Here is a 20368-nt window from a genome sequence, read left to right on the forward strand (position 1 = left end):
AGATGTTTACCAACCCGGGTTCTGGACAAGGTTTACGTTTTTGCTCAGTTCCTGTACGCTGATCGGGAAAAGGTAACTGGCGGGTGTTTTAAACACCTGTGTCAACACTGGCGTCACCTGGTTAAAAGTACCTTCATCGCTTCCCTGGAAATTCATTCCGTAGATAGTTTGATTCAGGTATTTATCCCCCTGTTTCCAGCGGCGTATATCCCAGAAATATTGTCCTTCGAACACCAGTTCTATGGTACGTTCCTGCCGTATAATGCTCCTCATTTCCTCTTGCGTAAACACCGCCGCATGGCCCGCCATTGCCCAGGAAGCCTGTACGGTGGGCAACATAGATCTTTGCCTGATCGCATTCAGGTTATCCAATACCTGTTGTTGTGCGGTGGTACCATAGTATTCATTCAATGCTTCTGCATAAGAAAGATATAATTCCGCCATGCGCATGAGTGGCCACGGATAATGCACTAATGTGAAATTGTTATCGTCTGCCACCGTTTGCGGATGCACCACTTTCTGTACCAGGAAACCGGTAAGCGAATAGTTGGTAGCTCCGGAGCGCCATCCATGCGCTTCTCCGGCTTTGAAGTGCATGGTTTCAATGGTACCATTTACCAGGTAGTTACCATTATCATAAGCCACAGATGCATAATACCGTGGATCGCGATGCAGGTTTACATTCATAGTATGTGCATCCGGATCTACTTCATATCGTTTCGCATAAGCCCAGGCAGGATCTTTATCGATCGGTAATCCATTTTCTGTATAGAATGTTTCCACCGTTCTTAAACTCGGGCCAATACCATTGTAGGTGTTACCACTCAGCGGCGCACAGTTCTGCTGCCATTGGTAGTTTCCTTCCGGTACAGAATATCCCCATATCAGTTCTATATTCCAGGGATCTACCATGGCAAAGCGATAAGCAATCATGCCGGTATCACGACGCGTTTTTTCGAAGATATTGGTCGGACCTTTATAGTCGGCAAACTGGTAGAGGCGTCGGCCTCCTTGCGTAGCCGCATCCATGGCATCTTTGATGGCATCAATGGCGCGCTTCCATTTTTCTTTATCATAGGCCACATTCATGAGTGGCTGGCCATTCCTGTTTTTGAAATTGGCGTAGTATTCACTGTTACCATTAAACAGCGGAGATGCGGCAGTAAGCAGCAATCTTGCTTTCATGGCTTTTACGGCAACCGAGGTAACACGGCCTAATTCATTCTGGGCAGGAATGGTAGCTGGCAACAGCGCCATAGCTTCATCAAATCTGCGTACCAGGTAATTCACGCAGGAGTCATACGACTGCCGCGCCGGGAAGATATCGTCACCGCTGGTGGCAGTGAAATCTATCTGATGATCAATCAGCGGAATAGGCCCATACTGACGCAGTAGGATATAATGATAGTAGGCAGATAGAAAAACGGCTTCTCCTTTCCAGCGCTTCGCTATTTCAGGAGTAACACCGGGTACTTTGTCTACATTATCGAGAAAGATGTAACACTGCCGTATGCCCTCAAATAAACTGATACCGGGAATACTGTTTTTTCCTTCCCAATAGTTGAATAAAGGATCAGAAGAGTTCTGTTCTCCTCTCAATAACCTGGCAATTACGTTGTTCTGCCATACAATCACCGCCTGGTCGGTAGCACAGGCGCTGATGTTACCCACACCTGCATCATTTTCCGTTGGCATATAACCGTACAGGGAATATAAAAACCGTAATGCGGTGCTATAGTTTTGAAAAGCAGTATTAATAGTAGCAGTATTGGGAGGAACTATGTCGAGGTACTTTTTACAGGACAACAATCCTGACAGCAAGAGCCCCACCAAAAGGCTGCTGAATATATATTTACGTTTGAAGAGATTCATAAATTTCTTTTTCGACTGATGAATGGATGTTATCAGAGATTAAACTGCGCGCCTAAATTGACTACCGCCTGTGGAGGATATCCCAGGCCATTACCGCCTCCCTGTTCGGGATCCCATAACTTAAACTTCGAGAACGTAAGCAGGTTGATACCTCTCAGGTATACCCTGGCAGCTTTTACCGGGTTGTAACCTATTTCCACTTGTTTCAGGCGAAGGAATGAGAAATCCTGCAGCCACCAGGATGAGCGCTGCTCATTGTTGGGCGCCGTTTCCAACGCAGTGAGTCTTGGATAAAAGGCATACAGGTTCTGATTATCGGGCGACCAATGACTATCAGCAATGGCGGCTATCACGTTATTCTGAGAACGTCCGAAAGGCCGGAACCCACTGATGTAATCAGACATATGGGATAATCCCTGGAAGAAAACACCTACATCAAATTTTTTATAGGTCACTGTAAACCCGGCACCGTATACAATTTCAGGTACCCTGGGATAGCCCATCGCTATACGGTCGTTGTTATTGATCACTCCATCGCCGTTGAAATCTTTATACTTAATATCTCCCGCTTTGGAAGCAACGAATACCGGGCTGTTAGCAGCTTCTTTATCGTCGATAAATAACCGTTCTGCTATTAATCCAAAATTGGTATTCAGCGGATGATTGACGAACGACAGGTTAGGCAGACCTGCTGCTGCATAATTCGGTTCATCGTAATATAATATTTTGTTGGTAGCGTACGTGAATGTTCCGCGGAAAGACACCTGCAGATCATTGCTGATGGTGTGGTTATACAAGAGCGTTGCATCAATACCATGATTCAATACCCGCCCGATATTGGAATAGGGCAATGCACTCAGCACTCCTGCTGTTGCCGGTATGGTAGCCCGCTGCTGATAGATATTGCTACGTATCTCGCGGAACCAGTCGACATTCAGGGTCAGGTCGTTGAACAAGCCCACATCTACCCCCAGGTTCAATTTTTTACTTATCTCCCATTGAATATTATTATTCGGATAACGGGTAATTTGTATACCAGACATCCCATTATCGAAGTTGTAACCGGTAGTGAAACCATTACCACTATTCATATTCACCACACTCAGATAAGGAAACCGGTCGCCCCCGATCTGGTCATTACCAGACAAGCCATATGAAGCACGGACTTTGAACAGGTTGATGGCATGAGTCCATACCATGTCTTTAAAGAAAGATTCATTAGACGCTACCCAGGAAATACCACCTGCAGGGAAGAAACCGTAACGATGTCCGGCGGCGAAGTTTTCAGAACCGGTATAACCTAAGTTCGCTTCCAGGTAATAGCGGGAATCGTATCCATATGCCAGGCGGCCCGCCCAGCCTTGCTTACGGGAGGGTAACGCATCTACAATTTTATCACCGGGCTTGTTGGTATTGTATTCATTTCTTAAAAACACCAGCATACCGGCTACATCATGTTTATCGCTAAACACGCGGTTGTAGTTCAGCGTGGTTTGCATGTACAATGTTCTGTCGCCGTTGTTATCACCAGATTGGGCCAACGCCGTGGAACCACCTGCCGCTGCAATCCAGTTCAGATTATAAATATATCTTCCATCGGCCTCTTTACGATAGCTATCCAGGGTATAGTAATAAGGCGTATAAGTTCTTTCAATACTACTGCTGGACCAGTTTTTAAAGGAGATGAGGGCATTAAAACTTAATCCTGGCGTGATCATATCCAGTTGTTGCTTTCCTCTCAGCGTGGTGAGGATGGTGGAGGCAGCCGATTGATTATATCCTTTGACCATGTCGGCATATGGATTATCGCGTGTATTGGCTCCCAGGAACCCATCCGTTTTATTGCCGAAATAAATATGATCCGGTGCTCCGTCGGCCGGCGTAGGATAATAAGCCGGGAAATCTACTCCATTGGCTCCCATTACACTACCAAACAGGTCAGAAGCGCTGGTAGCGGGTCCAATGTTCCGGTAATAATCAGCGTTGATATTCAGTTCCAGCTCCGTTGTTTTTGTAGCTTTTACGCTTACGTTATTAACGAAGTTGAAACGGTTGTTATCGATGTTGTTTTTAAACCCGGTGAGTAAGCCGTTGTTCAGGATCCCCATGTCTTTGTAATAAGCGATCCCCATGTAGTAGCTCGCTACCTGTCCTCCGCCCTGCACATTCAGGTTGGCGTGATGACTCAGCGCATAATCTTTAAACAACATTTTATACCAATCTACATTAGGATAGATATAGGGATCTAATCCCTGCGCAGTGCCATTAATTTTTTCAGGAGAATAACGATCGGCATTATAGGGGTTATCATTCCGCAATGCTTCGTTGTAGAGCTTCATATAGGAAACACCATCCGTAAACTTTACAATCTGTGTAGGTGAGGAAACCGAGCTTTCCACCAGGCCTGTGATCCTCGGCTTTTCCATGATCCTGCCCCGTTTGGTTTCGATCAGTATTACGCCGTTGGCGCCTCTGGCACCATATAATGCCGTGGAGGAAGCATCTTTCAGAATAGAGAAACTTTCTATATTACTGGGATCGATGCTATTCAGGTCGCCGGAAGAAATTTGTACCCCATTGAGAAATATCAGTGCACCGGTTCCGCCGTAGGTAGATACTCCCCTGATCCAGAACTGGGCGCCGCTGCCGGGTTCACCGGTTGATTGCCGGGCAATCACACCTGATAGTCTACCTGCAAATGAAGAAGACAAAGTACTGGAAGGCGTTTTCAATTCCTGCGGAGAAATAGTAGTGATAGCGCCAACGATACTGATTTTCTTTTGTTTGGTATTAAAACCGGTGACTACCACAGAGTCGATACCGATGGAAGATGGCGCCAGCTGTACTTCTACGAAGCTTTGATTATTCACGGCTACTTCTTTGGTGGTATAGCCGAGATATTTAAAGAGCAGGATAGCATTCCCATCTCTGACGGTGATCACAAATTCACCTTTCTTATCGGAGTAAACACCGTTGGTAGTTCCTTTTTCCTGGATACCTACTCTTTCAAGGGGCAGTCCTTTTTCGTTGACCACGTGTCCGCGGATGGTCATTACAGGGGCAGTAGTGCCTTCTGTATCGGCGGTTTTCTTCAGTATAATAGTATTGTAACGGACCACATAGGTGAGTCCCTGATTTTTAAGGCATACATCGAGTACCTCCTGCAAAGAAGCCTCTTTCAGATTCAGGTCGATATTGGCAGCATGCTTTACCAGGTCGGGGTTATATATAATCTGGTAGCCACTCTGCTGACCAATCATCCAGAACACCTTTTCCAATGAAAGGTCTTTTCCAGAAAGATTCATCTTTTGAGAATAGGCGTTGCCCCGTACCTGCAGACAGACGACTAATAAAACAAAAAAAGCTAGTCTCATAACAATGTGTAACAAGATTCTGGTTCTTCGCATGCTCCAATAAAATGAGCGTGCATATTGCGTAAGCAAATACATATATTTGTATAGTTTCGTTTTAGACAACAGGAATTCTACGCCTTGTGGAAAAAGCGGACGTTTACTACCGGAATACCGCCTGGCCGCGGATTCCGGTTTATTTTGGCTGATGTGTGCTGGTATACTTTTTTTATTTCATTGTTCCTCCTTGTTTTATTTTGAAATGCGTGATACCATAATTTTGTTCCCTGTGATGAGGAAGCGCAACCGGCCGTCCGCTTCCAGTATTTCTATTAATTCCCTGATATTTTCTTTTCGTTCAATGTTTCCGGCAAAACGGATATCGGTCATATCTCCGTTGTAGTCTACGCTTACATCATACCACCTGGCGAGTTGCCGCATGATGGTTTGGATATCTGTAGAGCGGAACAGAAAACGCCCGTTTTTCCACGCAGTTTCCGCCTCCAGGTCTGCAGGTTTTACCTGCAGGGTATTGGTTTGTGGGAACCATAAGGATTGCTGACCTGGTTTAAGCACCACTGCATTTGTTCCTTTTTGCATACTCACAGATCCTTCTACCAATGTGGTTTTCACCGCTTTTTCATCATCGTAGGCCATCACGTTAAAATGAGTGCCCAATACTTTTACGGTACCTTCCTCCTGGTTTGCGCGGCGTATTTTCACGAGGAAAGGCCACGCCTTTCCTTTCTCCGACAGATGTGTTACTTCAAAGTAAGCTTCCCCTGTGAGCACCACTTCACGGCTATTTGGATGGAACGGTACCGGGAATTTAACCGTAGAAGCAGCGTTAAGAAAAACATGTGTACCATCGGACAATACAATTTCATATTTACCGCCTTTGGGCGTGGATACGGTATTCCAGGTACTGGCGTCCTTCACGGCTGCAGCAGCTTTTTGATAAACCAGCACTCCTTCCTGGTGCTGGGCAATGAGGCTGCCCCCCTGTAATGCCACGGTATCTGCCGCTACATCTTTTAACGCGATGGCATCACCGTTGCCTAGCACCAGTGTAGCTTTATTGCTACCTGGTGTTATGGCCACGGGGGGGATTACCGGCTTATTCACTGGGATATGCGTATTTGTTTGCATATTGATCACATACCGGATCATGAGTGTTCCCATGCAGATCACTGCCGCGGCCGCCGTTAACTGCCATAAAACACGGCGAAGTCCGCGCCGGGAAGCGTTCTGCGGAATGCTGGCAGATGTTTCGGGCAATGATAAACCAGCCGACTTAAAAACCCGTTCGGTAAGTGCGTTGATATCATGTTTTCCAATAGCCTGCCACTCATGCTCCCAATGTGACGGGTGGCTAAGTTGCCGGAATGTGGCCTCATTTTTCTCATCGGCTGCTCTCCACGCCTGCAGGGCCTGTAACTCTTCGGTTGTTATTTTTCCCGTTCTCAGTTGTTGTATCAGCGCTGCTATACGCAAGGCCTCATCCATTCGTTCATCGTTCATGGCATGCAAAAGAATTTTCTGCTTATATGATTACAATGCCGCATACCCTGCTTTGTACCATCGGTTTGGCAAAGTTTTTTTTCAGTGGGTAAATGCAAAAAATAAAAGCGTTCTGACAGGGAATTAAAATCGCCCCATTGGCGGCAGGATACGGCTATACACTAACGAAACAGCAATAATATAGCAAGATAAATTTCGAGATGTGACCGGTATCCCAGCTTATTCCTGAGGATAGTGAGGGCTTTGGTTTTCTGATTCCGGACCGTTTGTTCCGAGAGGTTGAGTTGCAGCGCTATTTCCTGGTTAGTGAGTTGGCGCACATATCCCAGGATAAATACTTCTTTCATTTTGGCTGGTAATGCTGCAATGGCTTTTTGTAATTCTGCCATCATTTCTGCATAAATCACTTCATCCACCGCGATGCCGTTATGCACTTCGTTGAATGCCTCGAATTTCCGCTGCTCCCGCTGCCGGTCGCGTATGTATTGCAATGCGGCATTCCTGGCAGCTACGTAAAAAAAACGTTTTACGTTATTAAATGAATTGAATGTTTCCCGCTTCTCCCATACTTTTACCAATACTTCTGTTACAATATCTTCGGCCGCTGCACTGTTCATAATCATCCTGTCGGCATAACGGCATAATACCGGCCCATACACGCCTATCAGATGACGAAATGCGAATTCATCACCTGCCCTTAACCGGTTGTAGCAATCTTCGTCATCTAATACATCTAACACCATATCAAAGGCAAGTACCTATGCGGTAAATTAAAAATGCAGATTTTCAGGCGATCAAAAATAGTAGCGCAGATACTGCACCAGTAAGCCTCACGCTGCTTTCATCAGGAATAAAAACCGCATGTGCGCTAAAGTAACGGGCAATCGTTCATAAAACTACACCAAAATTGATTGATTCATATCTTTTTTTCACCCTTGCTGTTTTACCTGATGCAAAATAAAAGGCAGGACTCAAAAAAAGAGATACCCTGCCTTTCATTTTTAGCAGCACAGCTACTTCGTTGGTAGGCTGCCGGTAAAATGGAACCAGTTAACATCTACGTAGCCGCCATCATTTCCCTTGATAGTATTAAAATTAAACAGGGCAAAACGGTTAGCGGTCCATGGATACCCCAATCCCATTTTCAATTGATCTCCGAAAGGAGTAAAATGTTTACCATCGAGGCTATACGAAAAGTTGGCAGTGAAACCTTTATCTGTTATAGCCGCACTGAACCATATCCTGGTTTGCGACACGGGGATACTGTCTATCACTTTACCATCGTTGACCATTACCAGTGTATTGGCATTTTTCTCTTTCCTGATACCAATAAAAGCGTAGGGACTTTGGAAGATGCCCAGGCCGCTGATATCTCCTTCTTTTAGGCCGCTCATATCCATTTCTGCCTTACCAGTGGAGGATGGTCCCTGCACCCGTTGGGTTAGTGTATTACGCGCTTCTGTGAGTGCGTTGGCATATGAAGCATGTAACCGCATGCTGCCTTTCTTTTCTGTAAGCGACCATTTGCTGTTATCAGGGTTGTGATTCCATTGCCATTGTAGTCCCAGCTGCGGGGTATTAAATTCATCGGAGGTAGCAGGTACGGTCACTGCCACAGCTTTTCCTATGTCTGGTTTTTTTCCACTGTTGTATCCTTTCCCATTGTCACCAAGGATAGGCCATCCATCCACCCATTTAACAGGCAACAGGTGTGGTACGCGTCCGATAGCACCGCGATCCTGCATAATGATAAACCACCAGTCGCCATTCTTCAGTTGTACCATGCCTCCCTGGTGAAGCCCGTTGGATGGATAACTGCTTTCATCCTGGTAAATAATTTTTGATTCGTATGGTCCGGTAATCTGTTTGCTGCGCAAACACACCTGCCATCCTTCTGTACCGCCGGCAGGATTGGTGATATAATAGTAGCCGTTGATTTTATACATATGAGAACCTTCCATGCCATAAGCCGTGCCGGGCGCGGAAGAGCCCTGGGGACGGGTAATAGCGCCCTGCCATATCTTTACCTTTTCTCCTTTCACGGATAAAGCATCGGCTGCCAGCTCCGTTAGGTAAAGGGTTCCGGTGCCATGTACCACATATACTTTGCCGTCGTCGTCAAAAAATAATCCGGGATCATAGAGGTATTCCGGGAAAATAGTCCTGGTCCAGGGCCCCTTGACATCTTTCGCAGTGCAGATAGAAAAGTGCCCTTTTTCTGTGCCCCATCCATACGGTGTACAAAATCCCACATAGAACAACCCGTTATGATACCGGATGGTATTGGCCCAGGAGCCATTGAGGTACAAAGTTCCTCCCTGCATATCATACCGGGGATCTTCATCGTAACGGTCTACAGCATAACCCGCCATTTCCCAGTTCACAAGATCTTTGGAGCGCAATATGGGACTGCCCGGAACAAAATGCATGCTGGTAGTGACCAGGTAGAACCAGTCGCCCACGCGGATAACATCCGGATCGGGCCAGTCGCCCCACAGGAGCGGATTCTTAAATGTTCCATTGCCATTATCTGCAGTCCACTGTTGGTTGTTTCCTTTCTTTTGCGCATGTACAATACCGGGTATTACGGCCATTGGCAGCAAAAAAAACAAGCATACTATTTTTTTCATGATGACGATTACATTTTTAATGATTCCTGTTTGCGTACCCTGTTTTCCGGACAGGATCAGTTTCCGGGGCGTAGCTGTTAAAAGACTTCCGCCACCATCTGCTGCTGATTGCAACAAAAAGGAATAGATACTGATGACAACGTGTCCCGGCCGGGGAGCTATTATCGTGGAATAACAGTAAGGAACACGCTATGTTTAATTGTTCACTGAGTGCCGACCTCATTTACCATTTATGCAAGACAAGCATCTGTTTATATCAGCCAATTACAGATCACCTTGTTACCATGGTCATGTGTCCATCTTTCTTTATTATAAAAATACCAGGGGCTCAAAGATGCAAAATATTTTTTGTTTTTTCTTTCCCAAAAACCGGCAGATCAAATTTGATCATCTCCCTAAAAGAAAAAAAGTCTTGAGAAAAATTTTAAAAAAATATTTTACCGAACGTTTGGTAATATCAAAAAACGCCTTACCTTTGTTTCATGAGACCGCAGAAAATAGACGACGCAAAATTGATAGAAGGACTGATGTCTGTGTTACAATCAAAGGGTTTTGAAGGCGCCAGCCTCAATGACCTGGCTAAGGCTACTGGTTTGCAGAAAGCAAGTTTGTATCACCGGTTTCCTGGCGGGAAGAATGAAATAGCCGTGATGGTGCTTGAATTCGTGTATACGTGGATAAAAGACAACATCTACCTGGTACTGACAGAAAAAGGTGTGGCGCCGGCCACCAAATTACAACGGGCTATCCAACACACCAAAGAGTTGTATCAGAATGGTGAGAAAAGCTGTATACTGAATGCGCTGTCGCTTGACTCAGGATTAGTAGCAGTAGGTGATCAGATCAGCAAGATAATGCTGCTGTGGATGGAAGCGTTTACCGCGCTGGGTGTAGAGCAGGGCTTCACTGCCGCGCAGGCGAAAGCGAAAGCAAGACAATCTCTGGTACTGGTGCAGGGAAGCCTGGTATTGTCCAAAGGATTAAGTGATCCCTCCCATTTTCAAAAAGCGATGGTTGATGTGAAAATGCTTTTCACTAACGAGTAAAATTTTTTTCACTTTAATTTTACCGAACGTTCGGTAATAATATTTAAAAAACTTTAAAAACTTAATAAGATGAACAACGTTAAACACCACACCACCCAGGTAAATGGCATCGATATCTTCTACAGGGAAGCAGGTCAGCAAGACAAACCAGTACTGGTATTATTACACGGCTATCCTACTTCTTCCCACATGTACCGCAACCTGATGCAGGAGCTTTCTGACGAATACTACCTGATAGCGCCCGACTATCCCGGCTTTGGCAGAAGCGCCCAACCACATATGGCGGACTTCCCCTACACCTTTGCCAGCCTGGCCGACATTGTACAGGGCCTGCTAGACCAACTCGGACTGAAACGTTACAGTCTTTACCTCATGGACTATGGTGCACCGGTGGGCTACCGTTTGGCGGCTGCACACCCGGAAAGAATTGAATCATTGATTGTACAAAACGGATGTGCCTATGATGAAGGACTGCAGCAGTTCTGGGATCCTATCAAAGCATACTGGAAAGATAAAAACGATAAAGTAGCAGAACGTACCCTGGAAGGATTCCATAGCGTTGATGGCCTGAAATGGCAGTATACACACGGTGTACCGGATGCCACTGTGATCAGTCCCGATAACTGGGAACTGGATCTGCGCCACCTGCAACGCCCCGGCAATGATCGTATACAGTTACAATTATTCTACGACTATCAAAACAATACCACCTTATACCCTCAATGGCAGGAATACTTCCGCACGCATAACCCGGAAATGCTGATTGTATATGGTAAAAACGATTACATATTCCCCGTAGCCGGCGCTGAAGCTTATAAAAAAGACGTAAAGCACCTTGAATATCATTTATTCGACGCCGGTCACTTTGCCCTCGAAAGCCATGGGAAAGAAATTGCCGCCACCATCAGGGAATTCCTCGGAAGAAAAGTAGCCCGCAAATCATTAGCCACTGCCTGATTGTCCTGTTACACACCAGGGACGTAAAGCGCGTCCCTGGTTTTCACACCGCTAAATTGTACTTACGCCATGATACTTGCACAAGATGCCCTCGTTTTATTTGGTGCCGCCATTTTTGGCAGCTCCATGAATGCTGCCGCCGGCGGTGGTGGTTTCGTTGCTTATCCTTCATTGATATCCATCGGGACCGCACCATTAGCTGCCAATGCCAGCAGCACCGTAGCGCTGTGGCCGGGGAACATCGCCAGTATCAACGCATACCGTACAGATACCGACTATAGCTGGAAACACACAGGGCCACTCATTATTGCCATTACGCTGGGAGGCCTCATCGGCGCCAGCCTGGCGGTGATGTCATCCCCCCGCCTGTTCAGTAAATTCGTTCCGTTTTTCCTGCTTTTCACCTGGCTGCTATTCGTAGCCAGCCCTGTACTCATCAACAGGTTCCTGAACGGACGGCAATATCATATCGGCCCCACAGGCAAAGCAGTTACTTTATTACTCATCGGGATTTATGGCGGCTTTTTCGGTGCCGGGCTGGGCATGATACTGCTCACTGTTTTCAGCTTCTTTGGATACAGGCAACTCAACGAAATGAACGGCCTCAAAGTATTGTTAGTGTCCTTTAACAACGGGATTGCAGCCATTGCGTTTATCGTTTCCCATATGATTGTTTGGGAGTACACACTGATCATGCTGGCTGGCGCTTTACTGGGAGGATATTACGGCGCAAAATTAACACGGAAAATACCGCAAACGATACTACGCAACATTATCATTGTACTGGGAGCCACTATCACCTTATTATTCTTTCTAAAAGAATATTATCAACATTAAAATTATCAACAGATGAAATACCGATTAACTTTGCAAATCTTTTTAATATTCATACTTATGACAACTTCTTTAGCCGGCACCGCACAGGAAAAATACCCGGTATACCACAAAACTCTGAAGATAGACGGCCTTAATATCTTTTACCGGGAAGCAGGCGACCCTGCCAAACCTACGCTGCTCCTGCTTCATGGCTTCCCCTCTTCTTCCCATAATTTCAGAACACTGATACCTTTGCTGAAAGATCAGTTTCACATACTGGCACCCGACTATCCTGGTTACGGATTCAGTGATATGCCGGCAATGACAGACTTTGACTATACCTTCGAAAATTATTCCCTCATCGTAGAAAAATTCCTGCAACTGAAAGGCGTGACTAAATGCAGCATGTACATCTTCGATTACGGTGCACCGGTAGGAATGAGAATTATCCAGCGCAACCCGGCCATACTTGACCGGCTGATTGTACAGAACGGAAATATTTATGCAGAAGGATTAAGCGATATCCTGAAATCATACAGGAAAAATATCGACGAAAATACAGAAGCATCCCGCGCAAAAGTATACAGTGCGTTTGAACTGGAGTATACCAAATTTGAATACCTGCATGGTGTGAGCGATTCCACCAAAATAGCCCCCGAAAGCTACCTGCTGGATCAATTACTGATGGACAGACCCGGTAACAAAGAGATACAATACAAATTGAAATATGACTATCGCTTTAATATAGCAGAGTATCCAAAATGGCAGGAAACCCTGCGCAAACTGTCTCCGAAAGTGCTGATTGTTTGGGGTGAAAATGACCCGGTATTCCTGAAACCTGGCGCACTGGCTTATAAAAAAGATATGCCGGATACAGAAATGCATTTCTATCCAACCGGGCATTTTGCATTGGAAGAATATGCAGTAGAAATAGCAGCACGCATCAGGACTTTCCTGCAACACTAATGGCTAATATTAGCAATCATACTACACTAACAATAAAAAAGCGTCGCGTCTGCGATGCTTTTTTATTGTTAGTGTAGTAATAGTATTTACTTTCCGGGCTTATCCACATCATAAAAAACACCTGGTATGAAAGGCGCCTTTCTATTTCACCGTTATAATTACTCCTTTCACCGGCTGCCACCCGTTATCTCACCTGTTTCCCATTGTTATGGCTACCCGGCGTGAATAGTTTTGCATCATAAATGTTTTATTATGATCAACAATACCCAATCACAGCATGTATTGATTATTGGTGGAGGAGTTGCCGGTCTTGCACTGGCCTTATTCTTAAAGAAAGCCGGTATTTCCTGTAGCATTTACGAAGCATACGCTTACAAAGGAGCAGCCGGCGGCGGAATGAATATTGCCCCCAACGGCATGAATGTATTGGCTGCGCTGGGATTGGCAGATAAGCTGGCCGCCCGCGGCGCTGTTACCCAGGAACATTGTTTCCGGAGTGAAAACGGCAAAGTATTGGCGCGTATTCCCTATGGAAATACCCGCAAATATGGACAGCCGGGCGTAAGTATATCCAGGTCGGCATTATACGAAGTATTGACCAGTGAAATCAATAACGCCGGTATTGAGGTCAGCTACAACAAACGACTGCAATTTATTGAAGAGCTGCCCGGCGGCGTTACTGCTTATTTCGAAGATGGATCCAGCGACAGCGGCCACATACTCATTGGTGCAGATGGTATCCGTTCCAAAACGCGCAGCCATGTTTTGCCTGTGGGCCCAACACCCTCTTTTACCGGTATAGTAGGCGTTGGCGGATTTGTGAAACTGGAAAAAGTACCGGAGCTTACTTCACAGGATTTGAGCAGCCTGAATTTTACTTTTGGCGCCAAAGGCTTTTTCGGCTATTGTGCCGCAGATACAGGGTATGCCATGTGGTGGTCTAACCTGGAGGCAGCTCAACCTATGAGCGAAGCGGCATTGCGGGATACTTCCATGGATAAACTACAGGAGGAAATGCTGGGTATTTACAGGGATTTCCACGTGCCCGTAGCCACCCTGATTAAACATACAGAACGCCCCATCCGGCAAAATATCAGCGACATCCCCTCACTACCCACCTGGCATAAAGGGCGTGTATTGCTGATTGGTGACGCCGCGCATGCCGTAAGTCCCAATTCCGGCCAGGGCGCCTCCTTAGCATTGGAAGACGCGATGTATCTCGCAAAACTACTCCGGGACGGACAAGCTGATTATAAAAAGGTATTTACGCAATTTGAAGCTGGTCGCAAGCAGCGTGTGGAAAAAATTGTAGCAGAAGGGCGCAGACGTGGCAACGACAAAAAAGTACTGAGTCCCATGCAGGCGAAAATACGCAACTTCATGATGAGCGTGTTTCTTAAACTATTTGGCATCAAAGGAATTGATTGGGTATATCGATATAAAATTGATTGGGAATAACGCTCCTTCCCGATAGATTTATTCCGCAAATGTTCATGTAAATGTGGCTGGCATCTGATATTTGAAACAAATATGTTTATCTTTTTGCGGAAATTAACTCAATTTGCAATCTTATCCAGCGCATTTACATTGAAAGCAACCGACACTAAACCAGCCGCGCAGCAACTGCGAAGAGGACTACAAAACAGGCATATTCAGCTGATTGCCCTTGGGGGCGCCATCGGTACGGGCTTATTCCTGGGCATTGGCCCGGCAGCCGTACAGGCAGGACCCTCTGTTATTTTAGGTTATGCCTTTGCGGGTATTATCGCCTTTTTCATTATGCGACAACTGGGAGAAATGGTGGTAGAAGAACCGGTGTCCGGTAGTTTCAGCCATTTTGCCTATCAATACTGGGGCACTTTTGCAGGCTTTGCATCCGGATGGAATTATTGGGTGCTCTATATCCTGGTGAGTATGTCTGAATTAACTGCTATCGGCATGTACGTGCATTTCTGGTGGCCGGGCATTCCGTTATGGTCGTCCAGTTTGTTCTTTTTCATTGCGATTAATGCGCTCAACCTGAGTTCTGTTAAAGTATACGGAGAAGCCGAGTTTTGGTTTTCTATTGTAAAAGTAGCGGCTATTGTGGCCATGATCTGTTTCGGTACTTACCTGCTGATCAGCGGTAGTGGCGGATCTCAGGCCAGCATACAAAACCTGTGGAACGATGACGGATTTTTTCCGAAAGGGCTATTACAGTCAGACGGGAAAGGAGGCTACCAGGGATTATTTGCGGCCATTGCCATGATCATGTTCTCTTTCGGAGGCCTGGAACTGATCGGGATTACCGCTGCAGAAGCAGATCAGCCGGAAAAAACAATTCCGAAAGCCACCAACCAGGTGATTTATCGTATCCTGATTTTTTATGTAGGCGCACTGATTATCCTGTTTGCATTATCTCCGTGGAGAAGCATTACCACAGACAGTAGTCCTTTTGTAACGGTATTTGAAAGCTTAAAAGGCTTCCAGTTCACGCTTTTAGGCCATACGGTTTATTTCACCAGCCTGATTGCCAATGTATTGAACCTGATTGTACTCACGGCTGCGTTATCTGTTTACAACAGCTGTGTATATAGCAATAGCCGGATGCTGTATGGCCTGGCTGAACAGGGGAATGCACCTAAGTTCCTGTCTTCCCTAAACAAAAATCATGTACCGGTAAAGGCGATACTGGTATCCGGTGGCTTTGCTGCCGTGTGTATTATTATCAATAAACTGATTCCTGAAAAAGCGCTGGAACTATTGATGTCACTGGTAGTATCCTGTTTGATTATCAACTGGATCATGATTACCGTAGTGCATTTCCGGTTCAAACGCACGAAGAGAGAAGCACAGATAAAAACGAAGTTCCCTTCTTTCCTGTACCCGGTATCTAATTACATCTGCCTGGTGTTCCTGGTTGGTATATTAACCCTGATGTGTATAACGGGCATGTGGGTGCCGGTGGCCATGATACCGGTATGGGTGATCTGTTTGTTTATTTGTTATCAGTTGGTGAGGAAAAATAAATCGCAAGCATAGCCTGTTGCCATCATATCATTGATGGCTCAAAATATACACTGAGAAATATTACCAAACAAGCACTGATACTTAATGCGCTACCAACATTGTTGGTAGCGGCATGTCCTATCTTCCTGAGCAAATTCCCCGAGACAATTTTGATATAGTTTTTGAACATAAGGGCGGTGTGAGTTAACTGCTATGTAATAAAAATATGCCAATCGCGGAGCTCCTTGATTCTATTGCTATTAATGCCGCGCACTGTCAGAAAAAACGTCCGCTTATGATAATATTGTGTCCGGAGATGGACAGGCTGTTAAATAATTAAGAAAACGGTTATCTTGTACTACGGAAACATGCTATGAGAAAAATAGTTTTAACGAATCGTACCAAAGGATTCATCAGTATCATTTTCGTGATGCTTATCTGGGGCAGTTCTTTTTCTGTTACCAAAACGGTGGTACAGGAGGTACATCCTTACCTGTTTGCTGCTTTACGTCACCTGATTGCTGCTGCAGTATTGCTGCCTTTCTATCTTAACAGGAGAAGAAAAATAAGACAGTCTTTACCAATGAAAAAACTGGCGCTGATGGGCATTGCCGGCATTACGGTGTACTATGGACTCTTCAATTTTGCCATGACTTATATTCCAGCCTCCAGTGGCGCCCTGATAGAAGGGTTAATTCCGGTAGCGATAGCCATACCGGCGGCGCTTATTTTAAAAGAACATTTGTCGTCCAGGAGCATTGCTGGTATTATACTTTGTGTAACTGGTGTGATACTGGTGGGCTTCGTGGGTGCACCGGATGGATCCTCGCATACGCTGATTGGAAGTGGCCTTATGGCCCTGGCAGTTTGCTGCTGGAGTGTATACACGTTGTTATCCAGGAGTATTAAGGAGACGGATACCTTGTTATCGACTGCCGTCAGCACATTTATAGGTACGGCTTTACTTTTGCCGGTGGCCGCTATAGATGTGTACAACCATGGGATGCCTGAGATCTCCGGAAAAGCCTGGGCAGGTATTATTTACCTGGGCGTATTTGCTTCTGCACTGGCTTATTTCCTGTATAACCAGGCGCTGGAAAGTTTGCCCGCTGCACAGGTAGGAAACTTCCTGAATTTAAACCCGGTGATAGGCGCCATCATTGCTATTATATTTCTGAAAGATACATTTACCGCCTGGCAAATGACAGGCGGAGTGCTGGTACTGGCAGGAATATGGCTCAGCTCCCGCCGTGTGGCCTCTTAGCTTTTTACGCCATCGGCTCCGGATCTATATGCACACGGATAATATCCGGTACCTCTACTTTCAATGCACGTTCCAGGTCGTACATGATGGTATGTGTATATGCCAGGGAGGTATCGCCCGCGAGGTAAATAATCAGGGTGACCACCAGGCCTTCGTCTGTTTGCAGTACTTCGTCGATCTTTACATTAGGCCACGCCGTTAGTTTGATCAACGCCACTTTCACCCGTTCAAAGGCTTCTACCTGCCGCCGGGCCGCTTTAGGCATTTCATTTCTGGGTTCAATATGCACCGCTACTTTTACAGGCAATGGGAATTCCTGTATCAGCGCAGATTCCAGCAATTCCGATTTCATATGCGCTTCCCGCAGCGTTACTTCTTCCGACACTTCGAGGTCCAGTTCTATCCTCATTTCGTCTCCTACCAGGTAGAGGTTGAGGTTATGGATACGCAGGTCCAGCCGTGCAGCCACGGATCTTACGGTGATGCTGTAAGGCTCATCAGTGGTATGAATAGGCTCTGCATGTACAATCACTACGGTCTCCGGGTCCAGCTCTTCTTTGATGGCATGCTCTATTGTTTCCGTGAGCTCATGGGCTTTTTCAAATGTTAAGCTCCTGAGTGTACCTACAGTAGCTTCTACATATGGTTTGTTGCCTACAAAGCGGGGCTTGATAGTGACCGCGCCGGGCACTACACCCGGAATACGCTCCACCCGTTGCTGCAGGCGGGGTTGCAGGTCTTCGGGCACGTCGTCCATCAGGGAACGGATGGCTTGTGATCCAACACTCCACACGGATTTAAATGCAATAAATACTACGCCTAATGCAGCAAAGGCATCTGCCCGTTCTACCAGCCAAACAGGTAATGGCAGGTATCTTCCTAAAAAAATAAATAACAATCCTATCAATATGGCGATAGACCCCAGCATGTCATTTCCGAAATGTTCTGCATCAGAAGCCAACGCCTGGCTTTGATAAAGCCGGGCCGCTCTCTTTAAGGTACGGACCCGCATAAAATCCACCACAATACTGATAATGATGATGGCAAACGACCAGATGGTCACTTCCGGGGCGCCGGGCTCCCATAAAATTTTCACGATGGCATGATAGCCGATAATGAGTGCAGTAGCACCGAGTAAAATCATACCGGCCAGTGCGCCCAGCGACTCCGCCCTTTCATGTCCGTAAGGATGGTTAGCATCCGGTGGCCTGGCGGCTACCCGCACAGCTACAAAGGTGACCAGTGTAGAAAGCAGATCCAACAGGGAATGTATCCCTTCTGCAATCAGGCCAAGGCTCCCGGTGAGAATGCCAATGATAAATTTAAGCGCCGCTAGGCTGCCGCTGGCAATTACTGAAATAGTAGTAATCTTACTTTTACTTTCTACATTAGCCACTTCGGGGACTACTATATTTGCCATAATACTGATTAAAAAGCGAATGTATGTGTAAATAGCCTGGTATACCAAAAAAATATACCAGGCCCATTTTTTTATTATCCTTCTTCTCCGCTGTTCTACATTTTCATCAACAACATTCTGATGAATGCAACATCAAAGGAATTTATAGCGGAATCACCTGGTTACCGTTAATGAAGCGGGTATCTTTAATGGCGCCGGTACCGGAGAAGCGATATTGTAAACCTACAATATCTGTGGGTGTATGTGGAAGAGTGAGTGTATAAGCGGTTTGTCCGTTTACGATAAACCGCATTTGTTTGTTTTTAGCTTCTACGCGTAGGGTGGCCCATTGGTCCAGGTCACAGCCGAAGCCGGAGAGGTCTGCCTGCTTGCTGCTGACATCCCTGCCGGCAGCGTACAGGAAGATATCACCCACGCAGCCTTTGGCGCAGAGCGGGACGATGATCACATCATTTTTACACAGTATGAGTACCTGTACGTTTTGACAAGCAGCACTGCCCCGGTGAAAATCGCTTTTCAGGGTGGTTTCAAAAACAAACTGGTCATTTTTCAGCGCGCCCATGTCCTGTACATTGAAAAAGCGCAAAGCTGGTGGAGAAGGTTGTAGCGGGAGATGATATTGCGATAGCAGTGCTTCATCCACGCTGATCGTTTCATTTCTTTCTACTTCATCTTTTTTGAAATAGAGCGGCGCGCCTGATTCATTTTCAATGAGGGTTACCCAGCCATCGGAGGCAATCATCAGGTCATCTTCCTTTACAATTTGTTGGCCTACCATCAGTTTAGCGCGGAAATAGCCAGGTGTATAGTAGATAGATGAATGCTCCGTTTTATCAATCGGCACTGCCGTTTTACGGCTCACATCCCATGATTGCGCAATGAATACAGTATCTGTAGCCGCCAATGCCCGGTAATGAAAGATCACGGAATTAGGAACGCCGGAGCGCCTGATTTTATCGCAACGGAAAATGTACGCCGACGGATCTACAGGCGCTGTGCTCCTGTTATTTAATGATAGTAATCCATATACCAGGAATGGAAGGAGCAACAGCAGTCCCCAGGCCCATTTGCGGGAAATGCGTTTGGCGGGTATTTTTTCGGGAGATATCAACGCCGTGTTGTGTATCGGAGGCTGTGGTTCCAGCCGCGTGGTATTCAACTTACCAGGAGGTGCCGTTTGATTTTTGAAGTCACGCCAGTCCTTGTAGCCTACAAATTGAGCCAGCGTATTCAATGTGGTAGTGGTAGGAATGTGTGCGTATTTGAGTTTTCCCCATAACCGTTTCAGGGTGGTAACGCTCAGTGTTACACCCGTGTCCGTGGCTATGGCGATGCTTAGTGCTTCAAAGTCGTAGCTACTCCATGCATCAGCAGATCCCCGGTTTAAACGGTCTTCGGCCAATAACAGGCATCTTTTTATATCATATAATTCCTCACTGTTAGTCATTGCTTATGAACATTTTACCAACTTGTACGCACTTGCACCAACTTGATGCAGCGTTGAATAGCCCAAATAAATACGGTCCTCCATCTTTGCC

The 20368-nt window shown here is 46.0% G+C and carries 14 protein-coding genes; 7 read left to right on the plus strand and 7 right to left on the minus strand.

The features are described from left to right. Positions 1-6: 6 nt before the first annotated feature. The 5 genes from J7623_RS01260 to J7623_RS01280 all read right to left on the minus strand — a co-directional run bounded on the left by J7623_RS01260 (position 7) and on the right by J7623_RS01280 (position 9373). Complete coding sequence (locus J7623_RS01260; protein WP_291916310.1) at positions 7-1872, minus strand: RagB/SusD family nutrient uptake outer membrane protein; 1866 nt, start codon at positions 1870-1872, stop codon at positions 7-9. 32 nt (positions 1873-1904) lie between these two features. After that, positions 1905-5177: a TonB-dependent receptor gene (locus J7623_RS01265; RefSeq protein WP_291916313.1), complete on the minus strand. Its 3273-nt coding sequence runs from the start codon at positions 5175-5177 to the stop codon at positions 1905-1907. A 297-nt stretch (positions 5178-5474) separates the two neighbouring features. Then, positions 5475-6743, minus strand: a complete 1269-nt coding sequence (locus J7623_RS01270; protein WP_291916316.1) for a FecR family protein — start codon at positions 6741-6743, stop codon at positions 5475-5477. A gap of 161 nt (positions 6744-6904) precedes the next feature. Next, entirely contained in the window at positions 6905-7486 is a 582-nt protein-coding gene (locus tag J7623_RS01275; protein ID WP_291916319.1) for an RNA polymerase sigma-70 factor, read from the minus strand. Between the two features lie 270 nt (positions 7487-7756). Continuing rightward, complete coding sequence (locus J7623_RS01280; protein ID WP_291916322.1) at positions 7757-9373, minus strand: glycoside hydrolase 43 family protein; 1617 nt, start codon at positions 9371-9373, stop codon at positions 7757-7759. Positions 9374-9855: 482 nt separating this feature from the next. On the opposite strand from J7623_RS01280, the gene J7623_RS01285 reads away from it, so the two are divergent. The 7 genes from J7623_RS01285 to J7623_RS01315 all read left to right on the plus strand — a co-directional run bounded on the left by J7623_RS01285 (position 9856) and on the right by J7623_RS01315 (position 17410). After that, positions 9856-10419: a TetR/AcrR family transcriptional regulator gene (locus tag J7623_RS01285; RefSeq protein WP_291916324.1), complete on the plus strand. Its 564-nt coding sequence runs from the start codon at positions 9856-9858 to the stop codon at positions 10417-10419. Positions 10420-10488: 69 nt separating this feature from the next. Continuing rightward, positions 10489-11376: an alpha/beta hydrolase gene (locus J7623_RS01290; protein WP_291916327.1), complete on the plus strand. Its 888-nt coding sequence runs from the start codon at positions 10489-10491 to the stop codon at positions 11374-11376. Between the two features lie 69 nt (positions 11377-11445). Continuing rightward, positions 11446-12213: a sulfite exporter TauE/SafE family protein gene (locus J7623_RS01295; protein ID WP_291916329.1), complete on the plus strand. Its 768-nt coding sequence runs from the start codon at positions 11446-11448 to the stop codon at positions 12211-12213. A 57-nt stretch (positions 12214-12270) separates the two neighbouring features. Further along, positions 12271-13158 (plus strand): alpha/beta hydrolase, encoded by an 888-nt coding sequence (locus tag J7623_RS01300; protein ID WP_291916331.1) that lies wholly within the window; start codon positions 12271-12273, stop codon positions 13156-13158. Between the two features lie 252 nt (positions 13159-13410). After that, a complete protein-coding gene (locus tag J7623_RS01305) occupies positions 13411-14616 on the plus strand; it encodes an FAD-dependent monooxygenase (RefSeq protein WP_291916333.1) in 1206 nt (401 codons plus the stop codon). A 129-nt stretch (positions 14617-14745) separates the two neighbouring features. Next, positions 14746-16179 carry an amino acid permease gene (locus J7623_RS01310; RefSeq protein WP_291916336.1) on the plus strand — a complete coding sequence of 478 codons (1434 nt, stop codon included), beginning with the start codon at positions 14746-14748 and terminating at the stop codon, positions 16177-16179. 340 nt (positions 16180-16519) lie between these two features. Beyond that, the gene (locus J7623_RS01315; RefSeq protein WP_291916338.1) at positions 16520-17410 is read left to right on the plus strand and encodes an EamA family transporter; all 891 of its coding nucleotides are present in this window, start codon (positions 16520-16522) and stop codon (positions 17408-17410) included. A 4-nt stretch (positions 17411-17414) separates the two neighbouring features. Here J7623_RS01315 and J7623_RS01320 read toward each other — a convergent pair whose 3' ends face one another. Continuing rightward, the gene (locus J7623_RS01320) at positions 17415-18830 is read right to left on the minus strand and encodes a cation diffusion facilitator family transporter (protein ID WP_291916340.1); all 1416 of its coding nucleotides are present in this window, start codon (positions 18828-18830) and stop codon (positions 17415-17417) included. Positions 18831-18972: 142 nt separating this feature from the next. Beyond that, positions 18973-20277, minus strand: a complete 1305-nt coding sequence (locus J7623_RS01325; RefSeq protein WP_291916343.1) for a hypothetical protein — start codon at positions 20275-20277, stop codon at positions 18973-18975. Positions 20278-20368 lie beyond the last annotated feature (91 nt).

This window comes from Chitinophaga sp., from assembly GCF_017745275.1.
Lineage (GTDB): Bacteria > Bacteroidota > Bacteroidia > Chitinophagales > Chitinophagaceae > Chitinophaga.